The sequence below is a fragment of the Flavonifractor sp. An10 genome, from assembly GCF_002161215.1.
GTDB classification, from domain to species: Bacteria; Bacillota; Clostridia; order Oscillospirales; family Oscillospiraceae; genus Flavonifractor; species Flavonifractor avistercoris.
This window is the reverse complement of the sequence record NZ_NFMB01000003.1, coordinates 173601-190191: the sequence shown is the minus strand read 5'-3', so window position 1 is coordinate 190191 and position 16591 is coordinate 173601. Positions and strand designations below refer to the sequence as shown.

The 16591-nt window shown below is 66.2% G+C and carries 20 protein-coding genes; 10 read left to right on the top strand and 10 right to left on the bottom strand.

Annotation, left to right across the window (positions count from 1 at the left end; translation table 11 throughout):
• Positions 1-59 precede the first annotated feature (59 nt).
• The 5 genes from B5E42_RS06260 to B5E42_RS06240 all read right to left on the bottom strand — a co-directional run bounded on the left by B5E42_RS06260 (position 60) and on the right by B5E42_RS06240 (position 3571).
• Positions 60-782, bottom strand: coding sequence for a PHP domain-containing protein (locus B5E42_RS06260; protein ID WP_087237764.1), 723 nt, complete (start codon positions 780-782; stop codon positions 60-62).
• A gap of 258 nt (positions 783-1040) precedes the next feature.
• Positions 1041-1373 carry a DRTGG domain-containing protein gene (locus B5E42_RS06255; RefSeq protein WP_087237762.1) on the bottom strand — a complete coding sequence of 111 codons (333 nt, stop codon included), beginning with the start codon at positions 1371-1373 and terminating at the stop codon, positions 1041-1043.
• Positions 1374-1447: 74 nt separating this feature from the next.
• Positions 1448-2770, bottom strand: a complete 1323-nt coding sequence (locus B5E42_RS06250; RefSeq protein WP_087237759.1) for a [Fe-Fe] hydrogenase large subunit C-terminal domain-containing protein — start codon at positions 2768-2770, stop codon at positions 1448-1450.
• Between the two features lie 35 nt (positions 2771-2805).
• Positions 2806-3228 carry an ATP-binding protein gene (locus tag B5E42_RS06245; protein WP_087237757.1) on the bottom strand — a complete coding sequence of 141 codons (423 nt, stop codon included), beginning with the start codon at positions 3226-3228 and terminating at the stop codon, positions 2806-2808.
• On the bottom strand, positions 3215-3571 hold the full coding sequence (locus B5E42_RS06240) for a DRTGG domain-containing protein (protein WP_087237755.1): 357 nt from the start codon (positions 3569-3571) through the stop codon (positions 3215-3217). The genes B5E42_RS06245 and B5E42_RS06240 overlap by 14 nt, the downstream gene beginning before the upstream one ends.
• A gap of 241 nt (positions 3572-3812) precedes the next feature.
• On the opposite strand from B5E42_RS06240, the gene serC reads away from it, so the two are divergent.
• The 4 genes from serC (at position 3813) to B5E42_RS06220 (ending at position 7852) form a co-directional block, all read left to right on the top strand.
• Entirely contained in the window at positions 3813-4898 is a 1086-nt protein-coding gene (gene serC, locus B5E42_RS06235; RefSeq protein WP_087237753.1) for a 3-phosphoserine/phosphohydroxythreonine transaminase, read from the top strand.
• Positions 4899-4975: 77 nt separating this feature from the next.
• Positions 4976-6145 carry a phosphoglycerate dehydrogenase gene (locus tag B5E42_RS06230; protein WP_087237751.1) on the top strand — a complete coding sequence of 390 codons (1170 nt, stop codon included), beginning with the start codon at positions 4976-4978 and terminating at the stop codon, positions 6143-6145.
• Positions 6146-6308: 163 nt separating this feature from the next.
• Positions 6309-6845 (top strand): sigma-70 family RNA polymerase sigma factor, encoded by a 537-nt coding sequence (locus tag B5E42_RS06225; protein ID WP_087237749.1) that lies wholly within the window; start codon positions 6309-6311, stop codon positions 6843-6845.
• Positions 6842-7852: a hypothetical protein gene (locus tag B5E42_RS06220; RefSeq protein WP_087237747.1), complete on the top strand. Its 1011-nt coding sequence runs from the start codon at positions 6842-6844 to the stop codon at positions 7850-7852. Before B5E42_RS06225 ends, B5E42_RS06220 begins: the two co-directional genes overlap by 4 nt.
• 66 nt (positions 7853-7918) lie before the next feature.
• Here B5E42_RS06220 and B5E42_RS06215 read toward each other — a convergent pair whose 3' ends face one another.
• The 4 genes from B5E42_RS06215 to B5E42_RS06200 are packed head-to-tail and all read right to left on the bottom strand — an operon-like array spanning position 7919 to position 10449.
• On the bottom strand, positions 7919-8566 hold the full coding sequence (locus B5E42_RS06215) for an ABC-2 transporter permease (protein WP_087237745.1): 648 nt from the start codon (positions 8564-8566) through the stop codon (positions 7919-7921).
• Between the two features lies 1 nt (position 8567).
• Complete coding sequence (locus B5E42_RS06210) at positions 8568-9215, bottom strand: ABC-2 transporter permease (protein WP_087237743.1); 648 nt, start codon at positions 9213-9215, stop codon at positions 8568-8570.
• Positions 9212-10072, bottom strand: a complete 861-nt coding sequence (locus tag B5E42_RS06205; protein ID WP_087237741.1) for an ABC transporter ATP-binding protein — start codon at positions 10070-10072, stop codon at positions 9212-9214. The genes B5E42_RS06210 and B5E42_RS06205 overlap by 4 nt, the downstream gene beginning before the upstream one ends.
• Positions 10069-10449: a GntR family transcriptional regulator gene (locus tag B5E42_RS06200; protein ID WP_087237739.1), complete on the bottom strand. Its 381-nt coding sequence runs from the start codon at positions 10447-10449 to the stop codon at positions 10069-10071. Before B5E42_RS06200 ends, B5E42_RS06205 begins: the two co-directional genes overlap by 4 nt.
• Before the next feature lie 123 nt (positions 10450-10572).
• Between B5E42_RS06200 and B5E42_RS06195 the strand changes: the two genes are divergently transcribed.
• The 6 genes from B5E42_RS06195 (at position 10573) to B5E42_RS06170 (ending at position 15626) form a co-directional block, all read left to right on the top strand.
• Positions 10573-11643, top strand: a complete 1071-nt coding sequence (locus B5E42_RS06195) for an alanine/ornithine racemase family PLP-dependent enzyme (protein ID WP_087237737.1) — start codon at positions 10573-10575, stop codon at positions 11641-11643.
• A gap of 48 nt (positions 11644-11691) precedes the next feature.
• Complete coding sequence (locus B5E42_RS19950) at positions 11692-12429, top strand: LytTR family DNA-binding domain-containing protein (RefSeq protein ID WP_087237735.1); 738 nt, start codon at positions 11692-11694, stop codon at positions 12427-12429.
• Positions 12426-13685 carry an ATP-binding protein gene (locus B5E42_RS19130; RefSeq protein ID WP_087237733.1) on the top strand — a complete coding sequence of 420 codons (1260 nt, stop codon included), beginning with the start codon at positions 12426-12428 and terminating at the stop codon, positions 13683-13685. Before B5E42_RS19950 ends, B5E42_RS19130 begins: the two co-directional genes overlap by 4 nt.
• A 115-nt stretch (positions 13686-13800) precedes the next feature.
• Complete coding sequence (gene rbr, locus B5E42_RS06180) at positions 13801-14394, top strand: rubrerythrin (protein ID WP_087237731.1); 594 nt, start codon at positions 13801-13803, stop codon at positions 14392-14394.
• Positions 14395-14531: 137 nt separating this feature from the next.
• The gene (locus B5E42_RS06175) at positions 14532-14951 is read left to right on the top strand and encodes a MarR family transcriptional regulator (RefSeq protein ID WP_204244384.1); all 420 of its coding nucleotides are present in this window, start codon (positions 14532-14534) and stop codon (positions 14949-14951) included.
• A 3-nt stretch (positions 14952-14954) separates the two neighbouring features.
• Positions 14955-15626 (top strand): DUF6198 family protein, encoded by a 672-nt coding sequence (locus tag B5E42_RS06170; protein ID WP_087237729.1) that lies wholly within the window; start codon positions 14955-14957, stop codon positions 15624-15626.
• Here the strand turns inward: B5E42_RS06170 and B5E42_RS06165 are convergent.
• Positions 15613-16542, bottom strand: a complete 930-nt coding sequence (locus tag B5E42_RS06165; protein ID WP_242967041.1) for an AEC family transporter — start codon at positions 16540-16542, stop codon at positions 15613-15615. The genes B5E42_RS06170 and B5E42_RS06165 overlap by 14 nt on opposite strands.
• Positions 16543-16591: the final 49 nt, after the last annotated feature.

Here is a 16591-nt window from a genome sequence, read left to right as displayed (position 1 = left end):
CGCAGGTTTCACAAAAAAGCCGCCCCTCCGTCCGGCGGAACGGAGGGGCGGCTTTCTCATCAGGCAGATGGGGGATGGGGCCCCCGCAGCCAGTCCAGCACGGCTTCAGGGGTGCGCTGGGGCAGCTCCATGGCGTGCTCCGCCTCCCACACCTGCTCCAGGTAGTGGGCGTCGGAGTTGGTGATCAGCCGCACCCCCGCCAGATCCGGCCGGGTGCGCAGCTCGGGCGGGCAGCGGCGGGACACCTCTGCCAGGGGGAAGCCCAGGGAGGGCTCCCACAGGCCCAGCACCCCCAGCAGGGAGAAAGAGGGGCGGTCGATGTGGGCGGGGAAGGCGGTGCCGCCGCAGGAGGCGGCCAGGCCGGGCACCTCCGCCAGGGAGATGGGGGAGGCGCCGCCCAGAAACCGGGGCTCCTCCCCCAGCACCCCGTCCCCGTCGTCCATGTAGAGCTGGCGGCCGAAGATCTCCGGGCGGTTGGCGATGGGGGGCAGACGGTCGTATACCATCCGGCCGAATTCCTCCGCCCGGGCGGGGTCGGGGAAGAGGCAGATCACATGGATCTCCTCCGCCGTGCACAGCTCCATCCCCGCCAGGGCCAGCAGTCCCCGCGCCTCCGCCGCCCGGCAGAAGGCGGCGCAGTTGCCGCAGGTGTTGTGGTCGGTGAGGGCCACGATGTCCAGCCCCGCCAGGGCGCACATGGCCGCCAGATCGGCGGGGGTCATATCCTCGCTGCCGCAGGGCGACAGACAGGAGTGAAGGTGAAGGTCATAGTAATATTTCATGCGGAACACCTTTCTGGGACTATGCTGCGGCATCGTGTCTGTCGCCCTTTTGCGCCGAATGGCGCGTCCAAGCGTTTTCGCCGACAGTGAAAACCTTGCCGAAGGGGCAATTCACTTGCCCCGAGGAAGTGAAAGAACGGGGCCCCCGCCCGGCGGAGCCGGGTGGGGCGACAGACAGGAGTGAAGGTGAAGGTCATAGTAATATTTCGTGCGGAACACCTTTCTGGGATTGGGCGGCGGAATCGGAAGGGGTGTCCCCTACGGGCTAAGCATCCCCGCCAGGCGGTGAGCGGCGGTAAAAGTGTCCAGCTCCGTGCCCAGCAGGTTGACCCCCTTCTCCGCCGCCCGGCGGAGCAGCTCACCGTCGGGGGCCACCCCCTCGGTGAGCACCACGCAGGCCGCCTCCGCCATGAGGGCCACGGCGGCCACGTTCTGATTGGACATGATGGTCAGCCAGGCGCAGTCCCGCTCCGCCCGGCCCAGCACCCAGCTGAGCAGATCGCCGGCGTAGCCGCTGGTGACGGGGCGGTCGGGGGCCTCCAGGTGGTAAACGGTCAGGGAGAGCGCGCCGGTCAGTTCCTGGACGGTCATGTTGGTTACCTCCTTGCAGATGACGAAACGCCGCCGCGGCGCGGGGCGCATCACGGCGGCGTTGGCATGGCGGGTTACTTGTCCGGCTCCTGCCGGCGGCGGAAGGGCGGGGGCAGGTAGTCGTCGGCCTCGGCCTTGCTGCCGGTCATGGAGCGCATCCGCTCCCGCACCTTGAAGATGCAGTCGTCCTCCGAGGCGCGGCCCAGCACCACATCCTCGGCAAAGGCCCGGCAGGAGGGCGCCCCGCAGGAGCCGCAGTGGAGGCCGGGCAGGTGTTCCTCCAGCTCCTGGATCTGGAGCAGCTTGCTGAAGGCCACTCCCCGATCCTGATCCAGCACAAAGGCGGGTAAGTACTGCAGCTCCTTATCCCGGCACACCACGTCCCGCTCCTCCTCCGGCAGGCGGAAGCGGTTGCGGGAGACGGGCAGGCCCTTCATCAGCCCCTTGAGCCGCAGCTTGGCGGCATAGGGGTTCTCCACGTTGAAGCAGCCCCCCACGCACCCCTGGGTGCAGGCGGACAGCTCCAGAAAGTCGGCCTCCGGCAGGCGGCCGTCCTCAATGCCCTCCAGCATCTGGATCACGTTCTGGATGCCGTCCACCGAGGCGCAGCGCTGGCCCAGCCGGGCGGCGCTCTCGCCGCCGCAGGTGGCCCAGCCGATGCCCATGATCCCCGCCTCGGACAGGGGGAGCACCTCCTCCAGCTCCTTCATGGGGGTCAGCAGGCGCAGGTAGATGTCCCGGATGGCGAAGGCGCCGTCCAGCACGGGGTGCTCCAGCCCCTCCGGCGAGCGGGCGGCCGTCACCTTGGAGGAGCAGGGCACGATGGCAAACACGCCGATTTTCTCCGGCGGCAGGCCGGTCTCCTGCTCCGCCTCCCGCCGGGCCAGGATGGCGGCCAGCTCCATGGGCAGGATGGTGTTGGCCACGTGGCCGATGAGCTTGGGAAAGCGCATCCGGATGAGGCGCAGCACCGTGGGGCAGGAGGAGGAGATCTGGGGGGTGGCCTTGGAGACGCCGCTGGTAATGGTCTGCCGCTCGTAGTCGGAGATCAGCTCGGCGGCCTTGGCCACCTCATAGACCTTGTGGAAGCCGATTTTCAGCAGGGCGCTGAGCACGATGTCCACGCTGTCCAGGTGGTGGAACTGCCCGTACAGGGCGGGCTCCGGCAGAGCCACGCAGTACTGGTAGTTATTGAGAATATCCAGGCTGTCCCCCACGGATTTGATGGCCTTGTGGGGGCAGATGCGGATGCAGCTGCCGCAGTCGATGCAGCGGTCGGGCAGGATGGTGGCCCGCCGTCCCCGCACCCGGATGGCCTCGGTGGGGCAGCACTTGATGCAGGTGGTGCAGCCCCGGCAGCGCTTCACGTCCAGAACCACGGAATGTCTCATGGCCATGGAGCCCACTCACCTCACTTTGTCAGGCCCATGGTTCAGGCGATGTTGATCTTGACCGTGACGGTGGTGCCCTTGCCCACCTCGGTGTCGATGGTCATCTCATCGGAGTAGCGCTTCATGTTGGGCAGGCCCATGCCGGCGCCGAAGCCCAGCTCCCGCGCGGTCTGGCCGGCGGTGGAGAAGCCCTCCTGCATGGCCTGCTCCACGTCGGGAATGCCGGGGCCTGTGTCCTCCATGCGGATGACAATCTGGTCGGCATCCACCTCCACCTCGGCCTGTCCGCCGTCGGCGTGGATGACCATGTTGATCTCGCCCTCATACATGCAGATGGACGCGCGGCGGATCACATCCTGGGGCAGGCCCAGCTTTTTCAGGGTCAGCTTCATCTTGCTGGAGGCCTCGCCGGCTTCAATCAGATCGCCGCCCTCCACGGGATAAACCAGTCTAATTGTCTCCATCACAGTTCCCTCGCAATCCATTGGAATATAATAGTCCGCACGCCTCATACATGCGCTTGGGGCAGGTCATCACCACGATGTCCCGCTCCTCTGCCAGGGCCAGGATATCCGGGCCGGGCACCTTGCCGCGGACGAACACAATGCACTTCATCTCCACCATGTCGGCGGTGCGCACCACCTGGGGATTCACCAGGCCGGTGAGCAGCAGCGCCTGGTTTTTGACAAAGGCCAGGACATCGCTCATAAAGTCGCTGCCGCAGGCGGAAAAAACCTCACGATCCAGATGCTCCGCGCCGCACAGCACCTCGGCGCGCAGAATGGTCTTGATGTCGGAAAGCCTCATGGGCCCATCCTCCTCCCCGTTGGGAAAACTAAACTAAGGGTTCAGACGTATTGTACCACAAAACGCTGGGACTTGCAAAGGGGTTCGTTGAAATATTCACAAAGTTTTAGCATTGAACGCGTCGGTTTTAGGCAATCCGCGCAGTTGACACCGGCCCGCCGGGCCGATATAATACTCTTTAACAGAGTAAAGAACTACTCCGTTGGAACAAATTCATAGATCGACAAGGAGGCCGTCTATCATGGGAAACGAGCGCGTGTACAACTTTTCCGCAGGCCCTTCCATGCTTCCGCTGGAGGTGCTGGAGCGGGCCGGTGCCGAGATCACCAACTACCAGGGTTCCGGTATGTCCGTCATGGAGATGAGCCACCGATCTAAGGTGTTCGTCAAGATCTTCGAGGACACCAAGGCCAAGCTGCGCAGGCTGATGAATGTGCCCGAGGAGTATGAGATCCTCTTCCTCCAGGGCGGCGCCTCCACCCAGTTCTCCATGGCGCCCCTGAACCTCATCGGCAAGACCGGCAAGGCCGACTACGCCGTCACCGGCAACTTCTCCAACATCGCCTATAAGGAGGCCCAGAAATACGGCCAGATCAACCTGGCCGCCTCCTCCGCCGACAGGAACCACACCTACATCCCCCAGCAGGATCAGCTGAAGCTGGATCCCGAGGCCAGCTACTTCTACTACTGCGCCAACAACACCATCTATGGCACCGAGTGGCCCTACGTCCCCGAGACGAACGGCGTGCCCATCGTGTGCGACATGTCCTCCGACATCCTCTCCCGCCCGGTGGACGTGAGCAAGTACGGCATCATCTTCGCCGGCGCCCAGAAGAACATGGCCCCCGCCGGCCTGACCGTGGTGATCATCAGGAAGGAGCTGGCCGGCCATGAGCTGCCCTACACCCCCCTGATGATGAACTACAAGACCATGATCGACAAGGACTCCATGTACAACACCCCGCCCTGCTGGTGCATCTACATGCTGGGCCTGGTGCTGGACTGGCTGGAGTCCAAGGGCGGCATCCCGGGCATGGAGGCCATCAAGCACGCCAAGGCCCAGATGCTCTACGACGTGATCGACAGCTCCCGGCTCTTCACCTGTGCCGTGGAGCCCGGCTCCCGCTCCGACATGAACGTGGTGTTCCGCACCGGAAACGACGAGCTGGACGCCAAGTTCGTCAAGGAGAGCGTGGAGGCCGGCTTCACCAACCTGAAGGGCCACCGCTCCGTGGGCGGCATGCGGGCGTCCATCTACAATGCCATGCCCACCGAGGGTGTGGAAAAGCTGTGCGACTTCATCAAGGCGTTTGATAAGAACAATTAAATTGTAGGGGCGGATATTATCCGCCCGGCCCTTTCCGCCGGAATAGCCGGACAATGACTAGGGAGGTCATGAGGACGATGTATCGAATTAAGACGCTGAATAAAATTTCCCCCGCCGGGCTGTCCGTGCTGGATCAGACCCGCTTTACCATCAGCGGAGACGTGGAGAACGAGGACGGCATCCTGGTTCGCTCCGCCGACATGCACGACTATCAGTTCCCCGACGCCCTGCGGGCCGTGGCCCGGGCGGGCGCGGGCACCAACAACATCCCCATCGACCGCTGCTCCGAGGCGGGCATCGTGGTGTTCAACACCCCCGGCGCCAACGCCAACGCGGTGAAAGAGCTGGCGGTGTGCGCCCTGCTCCTCTCCTCCCGGAAGATCACCGAGGGCGCCGACTGGGTGCGGGCCCAGGCCGGCGGAGGCGCCGACGTGGAGAAGGTGGTGGAGAAGGGCAAGAGCCAGTTCGTGGGCCCCGAGATCTCCGGCAAGATGCTGGGCGTCATCGGCCTGGGCGCCATCGGCGTGCAGGTGGCCAACATCGCCACCAAGCTGGGCATGACCGTGTTCGGCTACGACCCCTTCCTGTCGGTGGACGGGGCGCTGGCCCTGTCCCGGCTGGTTCACCGGGCCATGGATCTGGAGACCATCTATAAAAACTGCGACTACATCACCCTCCACGTGCCCCAGACCGCCGAGACCCGCGGCATGCTCAACGAGGACGCCTTCCACATGATGAAGGGCGGCGTGCGCATCCTCAACCTGGCCCGGGGCGGCCTGGTGAACGACGACGACATGCTGGCGGCGCTGGAGTCCGGCAAGGTGGCCTGCTACGTCACCGACTTCCCCAACAACAAGATCCTCCAGGGCAAGAACGTGGTGGCCATCCCCCACCTGGGGGCCTCCACCCCCGAGAGCGAGGAGAACTGCGCCGTCATGGCGGCCCAGCAGCTCAGGGACTACCTGGAGAACGGCAACATCACCAACTCGGTGAACCTGCCCACCCTGGTGCAGCCGTGGAGCGGCGAGTGCCGCCTGTGCATCATCCACCGCAACGTGCCCGGCGCTATCGCCAGCATCACCGGCGTGCTGTCCAAGGACGGGGTCAATGTGGAGAACATGACCAACAAGTCCAAGAAGGACTACGCCTACACCGTGGTGGACGTGGGCAGCCGGGTCAGCGACGCCGTGGCAAGCGAGATCCGCGCCCTGGACGGCGTGCTGCGGGTGCGCCTGCTCAACCATTAAAAAAGGACAGACCAAACGCGGAGGAACCCCGGTTCCTCCGCGTTTTTTGCAAGGCATTGTAGGGGGGGCTTGCCCCCGCCGCCGTCCGCCGGGAAAAGATTTGTCCCGGCGCGTCAGGTTTTTGCGTTTCCGGCCGTACTGTAGGGTGAAAGGGGGCGAAGGGATGGAGGACATTCTGGATCAAAACCGGGAGGCGGAGCGGATCTTCCGGCAGTACGGCAAGCTGCTCACGGCGGTGGCGGCGGCCCAGCTCCCCGGCCGGCCCGAGGACGCGGAGGAGTGCGTCCAGGACGCGGTGTGGGCCTTTGTGGAGGGCCGGGAGAAGTGGGATCCGGAGCGGGGCAGCGAAAAGACCTGGCTGTGCCTGCTCCTGCGCAGCCGGGCCAGAGACCGCCGCCGGGCCCTGGCGTCCCGGGCGGAGGAGCCCCTGGAGGATCACGTCCACCTGACGGCGGGAGACGAGGCGGAGGGGGCGGCGGTGCGAGACGGCCTGCGCCGGGCCCTGGGGGAGCTGAGCCGGGAGGAGCGGCGGCTGTTCACCCTGCGGTTTGTGTACGGGTTGCCCTCGGCGGAGCTCGGCGGGGTGCTGGGCCTGTCCCCCAACGGGGTGGACGCCCGGGTGAGCCGCCTGCGGAGGAAGCTGAAAAGGCTGCTGGCCCGGCAGGGCCTGGGCCTGTGGGAACAGGAGGGAGACGCATGACGCATTACAACTGGGACGAGGCGCTGGGGGCGGAGGGCCTGCTGGAGCTGACAGAGGAGGCGGTGACGCCTCCCCGGCGGGGCCGGGTGCCCCTGAAACGGCTGGCCGCCCTGGCGGCCTGCGTGGGCCTGGTGCTGGGGCTGGTGAATTACCAGGCCCTGGCCGCGGGAGTACAGGAGGTCTACCGCTATTTCGCGGGCATCGGCGCCACCACGGAGGACGGGGACACCCTCTGGGTGCTGGAGGAGCCCGTCACCTGGACGGAGGGGGATTGGACTTACCAGATAGACGGTACCCTCCAGGGCGGAACGCTGAAATTGGAGATCCAGGTGGGCACCCCCCTCAGCCTGGGGCAGATGCCCTGGTATGTGACCCAGCGGCCGGGTGAGCGGTCTCTGGGCCACCGCCTGACCCTGACCGCCGGGGAAGAGGTGCTGTTCGATGAGTACCACGGAATCGTCCTTAACAGTACGCTGGACGCCTTGGAGACCAGCTATTACGGATACCGCAGGGAGCAGGGCTTCCGGACGACGGGACTTACCGTGGTCTCCTGCCGGATGACCGAGCCGCCCGCCGAAGGCTGCGTCCTGCGTATAGGAGGCAGAGTAGGCATGGCGGAGGGCTGGGAGATCCCCATCAGCCTGGTGCTGGCGGAAACGCCGCCTGTGGTGAGCCAGACCTGGACGCTGCCCGAGGGGGATATTACCATCCTGGTGGCGGAGGACGGTTCATCCCTGTCCGCGTATTTCGACAGCCTGGAGTGGCATGGCTGGCCCTTTGACATCACCTTCATCGGGGAGTCCGGGATAAACTATCCCTGCAGCAACATGTCCGGCACGTTCAATCTGGACGGCACCGAGCTGTTCGAGGCTATCAAGCCGGAACACATGGACGAGCCGGTGGCGGCGGTGCGCATCGACGGCGTGTCCGTCGCGCGGAACACCTTGGGGGATCCGGATCACCACTGGTATGAGGATCTCAACTGGATCATCGAGCTGCCCCAGTAAACGCAGAGCGCCCCCGGAGGGAAAGCCTCCGGGGGCTTTTTGGGAACGGGCGGATGATATCCGCCCCTACAGCTCTTTTGTGCTGTAAATCCGCCGGGCGATGAGCCAGGAGGCGGCGTAGGCCAGCGCGCACAGGGCGGCGGCCCCCCAGGCCAGGGCGGCGGCCGAGCCGGGGGTCAGGTCGGGCAGGGCCAGCAGGCCCTTGCGCTCCAGCAGCCACAGAACCAGCATGCCGCCGAACACCGGGAGGGTGACCGCCAGCAGGGCATAGCCGCCCGTTTTGGAGCCGAAGCGGAGGAGGATGGGCAGCAGAACCGCCTCCATCGCCAGGGCCAGCCCGGTGCAGAACAGGCAGGACAGGAGCACCTCCCCCAGGGGGTCGCCCAGCCGCCCCAGGGCGGCGCACAGGCAGATCAGCAGGGCCGCGGCGCCGCCGCCCCCGGCCGCTGTCAGCAGGGAGCACAGGTACTTTCCGTCCACGATTCCCCGAAGGCAGGCCGGGGTGGCGGCGGCGAACTCCCCCCACCGGGCGGCCTCGTCCAGACTGAAGGAGCTGAGGGGCACCATATAGGAAAAGAGCATGGCCATGCCGGACAGGATGTAGGCGTCCAGGGAGCCGGTGAGCACAAAGACCGTGAAGATCACCAGCAGAAAGGCGTAGTACCACAGCGACCGCCGCATCAGCAGCAGATCCTTGTATGCCAGTCCCCACATATCAGAACTCCTTTTTGGCGTAGACGGCCTGGGCGATGAAGTAGGAGAGGACGAAGCCGCCCACGGACAGGATGGCCAGCAGGCCGGGGATGGCGGCGACCACCCACGCCGGGGGAGCGGGGAAGGCAAAGCCGCTGTCTACAGCCAGGCCCGCCAGAGCGGTACCGCCAAAGACCACCAGGAACAGGGCCATGGAAACCATCCGAGCCTTCTCCGCCCCGAACTTCAGCAGCAGGGGGAGCACCACCGCGTTCATGAGCAGGGCGATGCCGCCGCAGGCCAGGGTGGCCAGCAGGTACTCGGCCAGGGAGCCGTCCCCCAGGCCGCCGGCCAGGGCCAGGACAACCAGCAGGACGGCCACCAGCACGGCGCTCAGCAGCACCATCAGCAGGGTGAACAGGTACTTGCCCGCCACCACCCCCCGGCGGCAGGCGGGGGAGGCCACCGCGAAGCGGTTCCAGCGGCTGATGTCGTCGGAGGTGACGGTGGTCATGGGGGTGATGATGGAGATGAGCACCACCATGCCGGCCAGCACCGAGGGGGAGAACACCCCCGCGATGCACAGGCCGCCGTAGATGACGAAGAACACCACATAGGTGCTGAGATGGCCCTTCAGGGCCAGGAAGTCCTTGTAGATCAGGCCGGTCATTTGGCATCCCCCTTTACGGTAAAGACCATGATGTCCTCCAGGGTCACCGGATCCACGGTGAGGCCGGGGTAGAAGCGGGTAAAGGCGTGCTTATCCCTTACCAGGGCCTCGCAGCCGAACTGTCCGGTGCGGACGCCCACCAGCAGGGCGGGATCCACCTGCTCCAGGTCGGAGCGGGCGCACACCAGGCGGCCGTAGGTGTCCAGCAGCTCGTCCTTGGCCCCGGACACCGCCACCTTCCCCCTGTGCAGGTAGGTCACGTAGTCCGCCACCTTCTCCAGATCGCTGGTGATGTGGCTGGACAGGAGGATGGCGTGCTCCTCGTCCTGGATGAAGTCCAAAAACTCGTCCAGAATCTCGTCCCGCACCACCGGATCCAGGCCGGAGGTGGCCTCGTCCAGGATCAGCAGCTTGGGGCGGGCGGCGAAGGCCGCCGCCAGGGACAGCTTCATCTTCATGCCCTTGGAGAAGGTCTTGACCGGCTTCTTGCCGGCAAGGCCGAATTTGTCCAGGTAGCGCTGGTAGAGGGCCATGTCCCAGTTGGGGTAGAGCTTTGCGAGAATCTTGCCCACCTGGGGGGCGGTGAGGCCGTCGTGGAAGGTGGTCTCGTCCAGCACCACCCCCACCTGGGCCTTGACGGCCTGTTCATCCCTCAGATTGTCCAGCCCCAGCACCTGGATCTCCCCGCCGTCCCGGCGGATCAGGTTGAGAATGCACTTGATGGTGGTGGACTTGCCCGCGCCGTTCTCCCCGATCAGGCCCATGATGGTGCCGCCGGGCACGGTGAAGGACACGTCGTCCAGCTTGAAGGAGCCGTAATCCTTGGTGAGATGGGACACTTCCAATGCGTTTTTCATACCGTTTCGTCTCCATATAATAGGTTGAGGGTCTCGGTGAGCTCGGAGAGGGTGAGGCCGGCGGTCTTGGCGATGTCCACCGCCTGGGAGAGATGCTCCTCCGCCCGGCGGAGGGCGTCCTCCCGCGCCAGCTCCGGGTTCTGGGGCGCCACAAAGCACCCCTTGCCCGGCACGGTGTTGATGAAGCCCTCCCGCTCCAGCTCCTCATAGGCCCGCTTGGTGGTGATGACGGAGATGCGCAGCTCCTTGGCCAGCAGCCGCATGGAGGGCAGGGCCTCGCCCTCCTTCAGCTCCCCCCGGAGGATGAGGCCCTTCATCTGCCGGGTGATCTGGTCATAGATCGGCACGCCGCCGGAATTGCTGATGATAATGTCCATGGTGCACCTTCTTGTTCTACTGTATATATCCAGCATACACAGTATGACACATACATACCCTCTTGTCAAGAGGGAAAATACGGGGTAAACTGGAGACAGAATAAGAAAGGGGCTGAGACACCCATGTATGCGCCCATTTTAGAGATTGACACCCGAAAAATCACGGAAAACGCCCGAAAGCTCCACGACTTCTGTGCCGGCCGGGGGGTGGAGCTGGCCTTTGCCACCAAGGGCTTCTCCGCCCGGCCGGAGGTGATCCGGGCGGCCCTGGCCGGCGGGATCACCCGCTTTGCCGACAGCCGGCTGAAAAACATCGCCGCCGCCAAGACCGCCATACCCGGCCTGCACTACCTGCTTATCCGCATACCCGCCATGGACGAGGCGGAGGACGTGGTGCGCTGGGCGGACTGCAGCCTCCAGAGCCAGATCGAGGTGATCCGCGCCGTGTCCGACGCCGCCCTCCGGGCGGGGAAGATCCACCCCATCATCCTGATGATCGATGTGGGCGACCTGCGGGAGGGGGTGTTCGGGATGGAGCAGCTGGACGAGATCGCCCCCCAGATCCTGGCCTGCCCCGGCGTGGAGCTGGTGGGCCTGGGCACCAACGTGGGCTGCTACGGCAGCGTGCTGCCCTCGGTAGAGAACACGAAGATCCTGGTGGAGCTGCGGGACTACCTCAACAGCAAATACGGCTTCCACATCACCACCCTGTCCGGCGGGGCCACCTGCACCCTCAAGCTGCTGGAGGACGGCCTGCTGCCCCGCGAGATCAACCACCTGCGGGTGGGGGAGGCCATTCTCTACGGGGAGGACACCACCGGCAACCGCTTCCTGGAGGGCTATCACCAGGACGCCTTCCACTTCAAGGCCCAGGTGGTGGAGCTGCGCCGCAAGCCCTCGGTGCCCATCGGCGAGCGGGGGCGGGACGGCAAGGGGGACATCCCCGAATACCCCGACCGGGGGGTGCGCCTGCGGGCCATCTGCGCCGCCGGCAAGCAGGACGTGGCCTGGGCCGCCCTCACCCCCACCCTGCCGGGGGCGGAGATGATCGGCGCCAGCTCCGACCACCTGATCGTGGACGTGGAGGACTGCGCCGGGCAGGTTCACGTGGGGGACTGGATGGACTTCCGCTGCGGCTACATGGCGGTGCTGGACGCCACCACCTCCGCCTATGTGAAGGTGCAGCTCAAATAGCAAGGACGGGCCGGCGGCCCGGAGAACCGGAAGGGAGGGAGACTGCCGATGCTGCGCATCTCGGTATGCGATGATGAACCGGAGCAGCTGGAGCGGATGGCCCGGCTGGCGGAGGCCTATCTGGCGGCGCGGCCGGAGCTGACGGGCACGGTGGCCCGGTTTGACAGCGGCCGGGCCCTGCTGGCGGCGGCGGAGGCGGGGGACGGCTTTGAGCTCTGCCTTCTGGACGTGATCATGCCGCCGCCCGACGGCATTGAGACCGGCCTGCGCCTGCGGGAGCTGGGGGAGGACGGGGAGATCATCTACCTGACCGCCTCCGACGGGTACGCCGTGGACAGCTATGACGTGAGGGCCTTTTTCTACCTGCTCAAGCCGGTGGAGCAGAAGCGGCTCTTCCGGGTGCTGGATCAGGCGGTGGACAAGCTCCGGAAGCGCCGGGAGGAGGCCGTGGTGGTGCCCACCCGCGGCGGGGCCCGGCGCGTACCCCTGGAGCGCATCCGCTATGTGGAACGGGTGGGCCGGGTCATGCGCTACTGCTGTACCGACGGCGTGGTGGACTCCCTCACCCTCCGGGGTTCCTTCCGGGAGAAGGCGGAGCCTCTGCTGGCCGACCCCCGCTTCCACCTGTGCGGGGCCAGCTTTGTGCTCAATCTCCAGCACGTGGCTGGGGTGGAGGGGCGCACCGCCCTGCTGGACGACGGGAGCCGGATCTTCCTGCCGCGGGCCGCTGCGGCGGCCTTCAAGGAGGCCTGGGGCCGGTTCTGGCTGGAGGGGCGGGGGCTATGACAAATATCTGGGTCATGCTGTACTATACGGCCCTGGGCGCCACGCTGTTCCTCCTGCTGCTGGAGCGGCGGTTCTCCCTCGGGAAGACCTGCGCCATTGTCTACGGCGTCACCCTTCTGCTGATGGTTATGGACTTCTGGATTGACCGGCTGCTGGGCTTTGACTGGCTGGTGCGGCTCTACGCCCCCCTCAACCACGTCCCCATCGCGCTGACGATGGCCTTTGTCAGCCGGAACCGGGGGTGGCACCTGGTGTTCCAGCTGCTCTCCACGGTGATGCTCGCCATGCTGCTGCAGCACGTGTCGGCCCTGGTGTTTCTCCTGTCGGGAAGGCGGAGCGGGGCCCTCCTGCTGACCTATGCCGTCCTGACGGCGCTGCTGGTGCCGTATGTCCGGTACTTCCTCCGGCCGCTGTATCTCCGGATCTTCCGCCAGCTCCGCCGGGGGTGGGGGCTCATCTGCCTGGTTCTGGCCGCGTATTATGCCATTGTCATCTACCTGGTTCCCGGCTACGCGGGGGAGACCATGTGGGCCACAATGTTCAAATCGGCCATCTCCCTGCTGATCGTCGGGTTCTTCTCGGTGGTGCTGTTCCTGTTCTCCAGCATCCAGCGGGAGACAGAGGCCCGGCACAGCGCGGAGCTGGCCGCCCTCCAGATAGCGGGGCTGCGGAGCCGGATGGACGCCGTGCGGGAGGCGGAGGAGGTGGTGCGCCTGGAGCGCCACGATCTGCGGCACCGGCTGCACACGGCGGCGGAGCTGGTGCGGCAGGGGCGGACAGGGGAGGCGCTGAACCTCATCGGCGCGGCCCAGGCCCGTCTGGAGGAGAGCCGGCCCGTCCGCTGGTGTCGCCCGCCGGTGCTGGACGCGGTCTTTTCCACCTGCTTCGGCCAGGCCGGGCGGCAGGGAATCCGGGTGGAGGCGGAGCTTACCCTGGACGAGACGCTGCCGGTGGACGAGGCGGAGCTGGCGATGGTCTTTGCCAACGCCCTGGAGAACGCCATCCACGCCTGCCAGGCCCTGCCGGAGGGGGAGCGGGTGCTCCGCTGCAAGGCCATCAGCCGGCCCGGGCTCATGCTGGAGGTAGCCAACCCCTGCGCCGGGCCGGTGGACTTTGACGGGGAGGGGCTGCCCCGCTCCGAAAAGACGGGCCACGGACTGGGAAGCCGGTCGATCCGCGCCTTCTGCCAGAAGCACGGGGCCCTGTGCCGGTTTGAGTACCGGGACGGCTGGTTTACCCTCCGGATCATCTTCTGATACAGGGGGGCGCGCCCCATTGGGCACGGCAGGATCCCGTTCCGATGCGATACGGGTATGAAAGGCCTCCCGGATGGGTATGCTTTGGCTATCCATATCAACAGGAGGGATCCCCATGTCCGTTGCCTTTGACCAGAGCCAGACCAGGCTCAACCTGATGCGGGCCTTCGCCGGCGAGAGCCAGGCCCGCAACCGCTACACCTTTGCCGCCGGGCTGGCCCGGAAGAAGAACCTCTACGTGCTGGAGAGCGTGTTTACCTTCACCGCCGGCCAGGAGAGGGCCCACGCCAAGGTGTTCTACAACCTGCTGGAGCAGGTGTCCGGCCAGTCGCTCCAGGTGGACGGCACCTACCCTGTGGAGCTGTTCCCCGACATCCTGGATCACCTGCGCTCGGCCCGGCACAACGAGTACCAGGAGTACAGCCACGACTACGCCGGCTTCGCCAGAACCGCCCAGGAGGAGGGCTTCCCGGAAATTGCCCACACCTTCTCCATGATTGCCGGCATCGAAAAGACCCACGGCGACCGCTTCGGCCGGTTTGCCGAGCTGATGGAGCAGGACAGGCTCTTTGTCTCCGACGTGGAGGTGAAGTGGATGTGCCTCAACTGCGGCCAGGTGGTGGACGCCACCATGGCTCCCGCCCTCTGCCCCGTGTGCAGGCACCCACAGGGGTTCTTCATCCGCCTGGAGATGGCCCCCTTCCAGTAAGCCGTTAAGCCGTCCGGACAAAAGGCGCCGGCCGCCCACAGGGCGGCCGGCGCCTTTTACCGGGCTTGACAGGGCAGGAAAAGCCTCATATAATAAGAATACTTATAATTAGAAATCTTATTGATGGAGGACATCCCATGGAATCCCTGCACTACTTACTGATGAAGGCCCACACCACCCTGAACCGGAAGATCGTGGCCGGGGTGGGGGAGCTGGGCCTGACCTCCGGCCAGCCCAAGGTGCTGGACTACCTGAACCGCTTCGGCGAGCGGGATCAGAAGACCATCGCGGCCTACTGTGAGATCGAGCCGGCCACGGTGGGGAGCATTTTGACCCGGATGGAGGCCGCCGGGCTGATCACCCGCCGCCAGCGGCCGGGCAACCGCCGCTCCCTCTACGTCTCCCTGACGGAGCGGGGGAGGGAGGCCGCGGCGGCCCTGGACGGGGTGTTTGCCGCCGCCGAGGAGGAGGCCACCCGGGCCATGTCCCCGGGCGAGGTGGAGGCCCTGCGGGCCGCCCTGGAGCGGTTCTGCCGCTCCGCCGGACGGGAGGTGTGAGCCGTGCGGACGAAAAAAAGCGCGGCGGAGCTGCTCCGCCGCTGGCTGTTCCTGGTGGTCAGCCTGTTTGTCATGGCCCTGGGGGTGGCCTGCTCCATCCAGGCCAATCTGGGCACCTCCCCGATCTCCAGCGTGCCCTATGCCGTCAGCCGGTTCACCCCCCTGACCGTGGGCACCGCCACCATCGCCATGCACTGTGTGTTCATCCTCATCCAGATCCTGATCCTCCGGCGGCGGTATGACCCGGTGCAGCTGCTCCAGCTGCCGGTGGCTATCGTGTTCGGCTATCTCACCGACCTGGCCGTGTGGGCGGTGGGCTTCCTCCAGCCCGCGGCCTACTGGCAGCAGTGGCTGCTCTGCCTGGCGGGCATCGCCCTGGTGGGGGTGGGCGTCAGCGGGGAGGTCACCGCCGGCGTGGTCACCCTGGCCGGCGAGGGGGTGGTGCTGGCGGTTTGCCAGGCGGCGCCGGTGAAGTTCGGCACCATGAAGGTGATCTTTGACGTGACCCTGGTGCTCACCGCCTGCGTCCTCTCCCTGCTCTTCCTGGGGCACATCGCCGGTGTGCGGGAGGGCACCGTGGCCGCCGCCCTGCTGGTGGGCCAGGCGGCCCGGCGGATGAACCGGGTGCTGGAGCCGGTGAACCGCCGGCTGCTCTCCGGGCTCAGAGACCGCTGAGGGCCTGGGCCAGGACGGCAAACAGGGGCAGCGTGGCAATGGACAGCAGGGTGGACAGGGTGATGAACTGCACCGCCGGGGCGGTGTCCCGGCCGAAGCGCTGGGCAAAGAGGCTGGTGGTGCCCGCCGTGGGCACGGCGGACAGGAGCACCAGGGCGCAGTAGAGCCCCGGCGACAGCCCCAGAGGCAGGAGCAGCAGGGCGGTGAGCAGCGGCACCACCACCAGGCGGAGGAGGGAGGCCAGGTAGAGCACAGGCTGCCGGAAGGCGGCGGGCAGGTCGGAGGCGGCCAGCTGGGCGCCGATGACCACCATGGCCAGCGGGGTGTTCAAATCCCCCAGAAAGGAGATGGCGCCGGCGATGGGGGAGGGGAAGCGCAGCCCGGTGAGGAAGAGCACCAGGCTCACCGCCAGGCCCAGCACCCCGGGGTTGAGCACCGCGTTTTTCAGGGAGAAGGCCCTCCGGCCGCCCATGAGCAGCACGCCCAGCGTCCAGCTGGTCAGGCTGAACGCCGCCAGGGAGAGCGCTCCGTAGATCAGCGCCCCGGAGCCCAGCACGGACTCCACCAGGGGCAGGCCCATAAAGCCGTTGTTGCCGTAGACCACGCCGAAGCGGAGGCTGTCCCGGGCATCGGGGGGCTGCCGCCGGAAGAAGAGCAGGGAAAAGGCCACGGTCAGGGCGTAGAGGCCCACCGCAATCCCCCCGCCCAGCAGCACCTCCCGCACCAGGGCGGGAGTGGGCTCCACCAGAAAGCTGTCAATCATGATGCAGGGGCAGACCACGTAGAGGAGCAGGAAGGACAGCTGATCCAGGGCGGCCCCGGTGAGACGGCCCAGCCGCCCCAGCACAAAGCCCACACCCATCATCAGAAACAAGGTGGCCACCTGTCCGGTGACCGTCAGAAAGCTGTCAAGCAAGCCGATCCCTCCCGATGGAACAAAATCTCTTTTATCTATCATTAAACCA

Bases quoted from the DNA above. Each gene is read 5' to 3' on its own strand.
- B5E42_RS06260 (WP_087237764.1), bottom strand. From the start codon at position 782: ATGAAATATTACTATGACCTTCACCTTCACTCCTGTCTGTCGCCCTGC.
- B5E42_RS06255 (WP_087237762.1), bottom strand. From the start codon at position 1,373: ATGACCGTCCAGGAACTGACCGGCGCGCTCTCCCTGACCGTTTACCAC.
- B5E42_RS06250 (WP_087237759.1), bottom strand. From the start codon at position 2,770: ATGGCCATGAGACATTCCGTGGTTCTGGACGTGAAGCGCTGCCGGGGC.
- B5E42_RS06245 (WP_087237757.1), bottom strand. From the start codon at position 3,228: ATGGAGACAATTAGACTGGTTTATCCCGTGGAGGGCGGCGATCTGATT.
- B5E42_RS06240 (WP_087237755.1), bottom strand. From the start codon at position 3,571: ATGAGGCTTTCCGACATCAAGACCATTCTGCGCGCCGAGGTGCTGTGC.
- serC (WP_087237753.1), top strand. From the start codon at position 3,813: ATGGGAAACGAGCGCGTGTACAACTTTTCCGCAGGCCCTTCCATGCTT.
- B5E42_RS06230 (WP_087237751.1), top strand. From the start codon at position 4,976: ATGTATCGAATTAAGACGCTGAATAAAATTTCCCCCGCCGGGCTGTCC.
- B5E42_RS06225 (WP_087237749.1), top strand. From the start codon at position 6,309: ATGGAGGACATTCTGGATCAAAACCGGGAGGCGGAGCGGATCTTCCGG.
- B5E42_RS06220 (WP_087237747.1), top strand. From the start codon at position 6,842: ATGACGCATTACAACTGGGACGAGGCGCTGGGGGCGGAGGGCCTGCTG.
- B5E42_RS06215 (WP_087237745.1), bottom strand. From the start codon at position 8,566: ATGTGGGGACTGGCATACAAGGATCTGCTGCTGATGCGGCGGTCGCTG.
- B5E42_RS06210 (WP_087237743.1), bottom strand. From the start codon at position 9,215: ATGACCGGCCTGATCTACAAGGACTTCCTGGCCCTGAAGGGCCATCTC.
- B5E42_RS06205 (WP_087237741.1), bottom strand. From the start codon at position 10,072: ATGAAAAACGCATTGGAAGTGTCCCATCTCACCAAGGATTACGGCTCC.
- B5E42_RS06200 (WP_087237739.1), bottom strand. From the start codon at position 10,449: ATGGACATTATCATCAGCAATTCCGGCGGCGTGCCGATCTATGACCAG.
- B5E42_RS06195 (WP_087237737.1), top strand. From the start codon at position 10,573: ATGTATGCGCCCATTTTAGAGATTGACACCCGAAAAATCACGGAAAAC.
- B5E42_RS19950 (WP_087237735.1), top strand. From the start codon at position 11,692: ATGCTGCGCATCTCGGTATGCGATGATGAACCGGAGCAGCTGGAGCGG.
- B5E42_RS19130 (WP_087237733.1), top strand. From the start codon at position 12,426: ATGACAAATATCTGGGTCATGCTGTACTATACGGCCCTGGGCGCCACG.
- rbr (WP_087237731.1), top strand. From the start codon at position 13,801: ATGTCCGTTGCCTTTGACCAGAGCCAGACCAGGCTCAACCTGATGCGG.
- B5E42_RS06175 (WP_204244384.1), top strand. From the start codon at position 14,532: ATGGAATCCCTGCACTACTTACTGATGAAGGCCCACACCACCCTGAAC.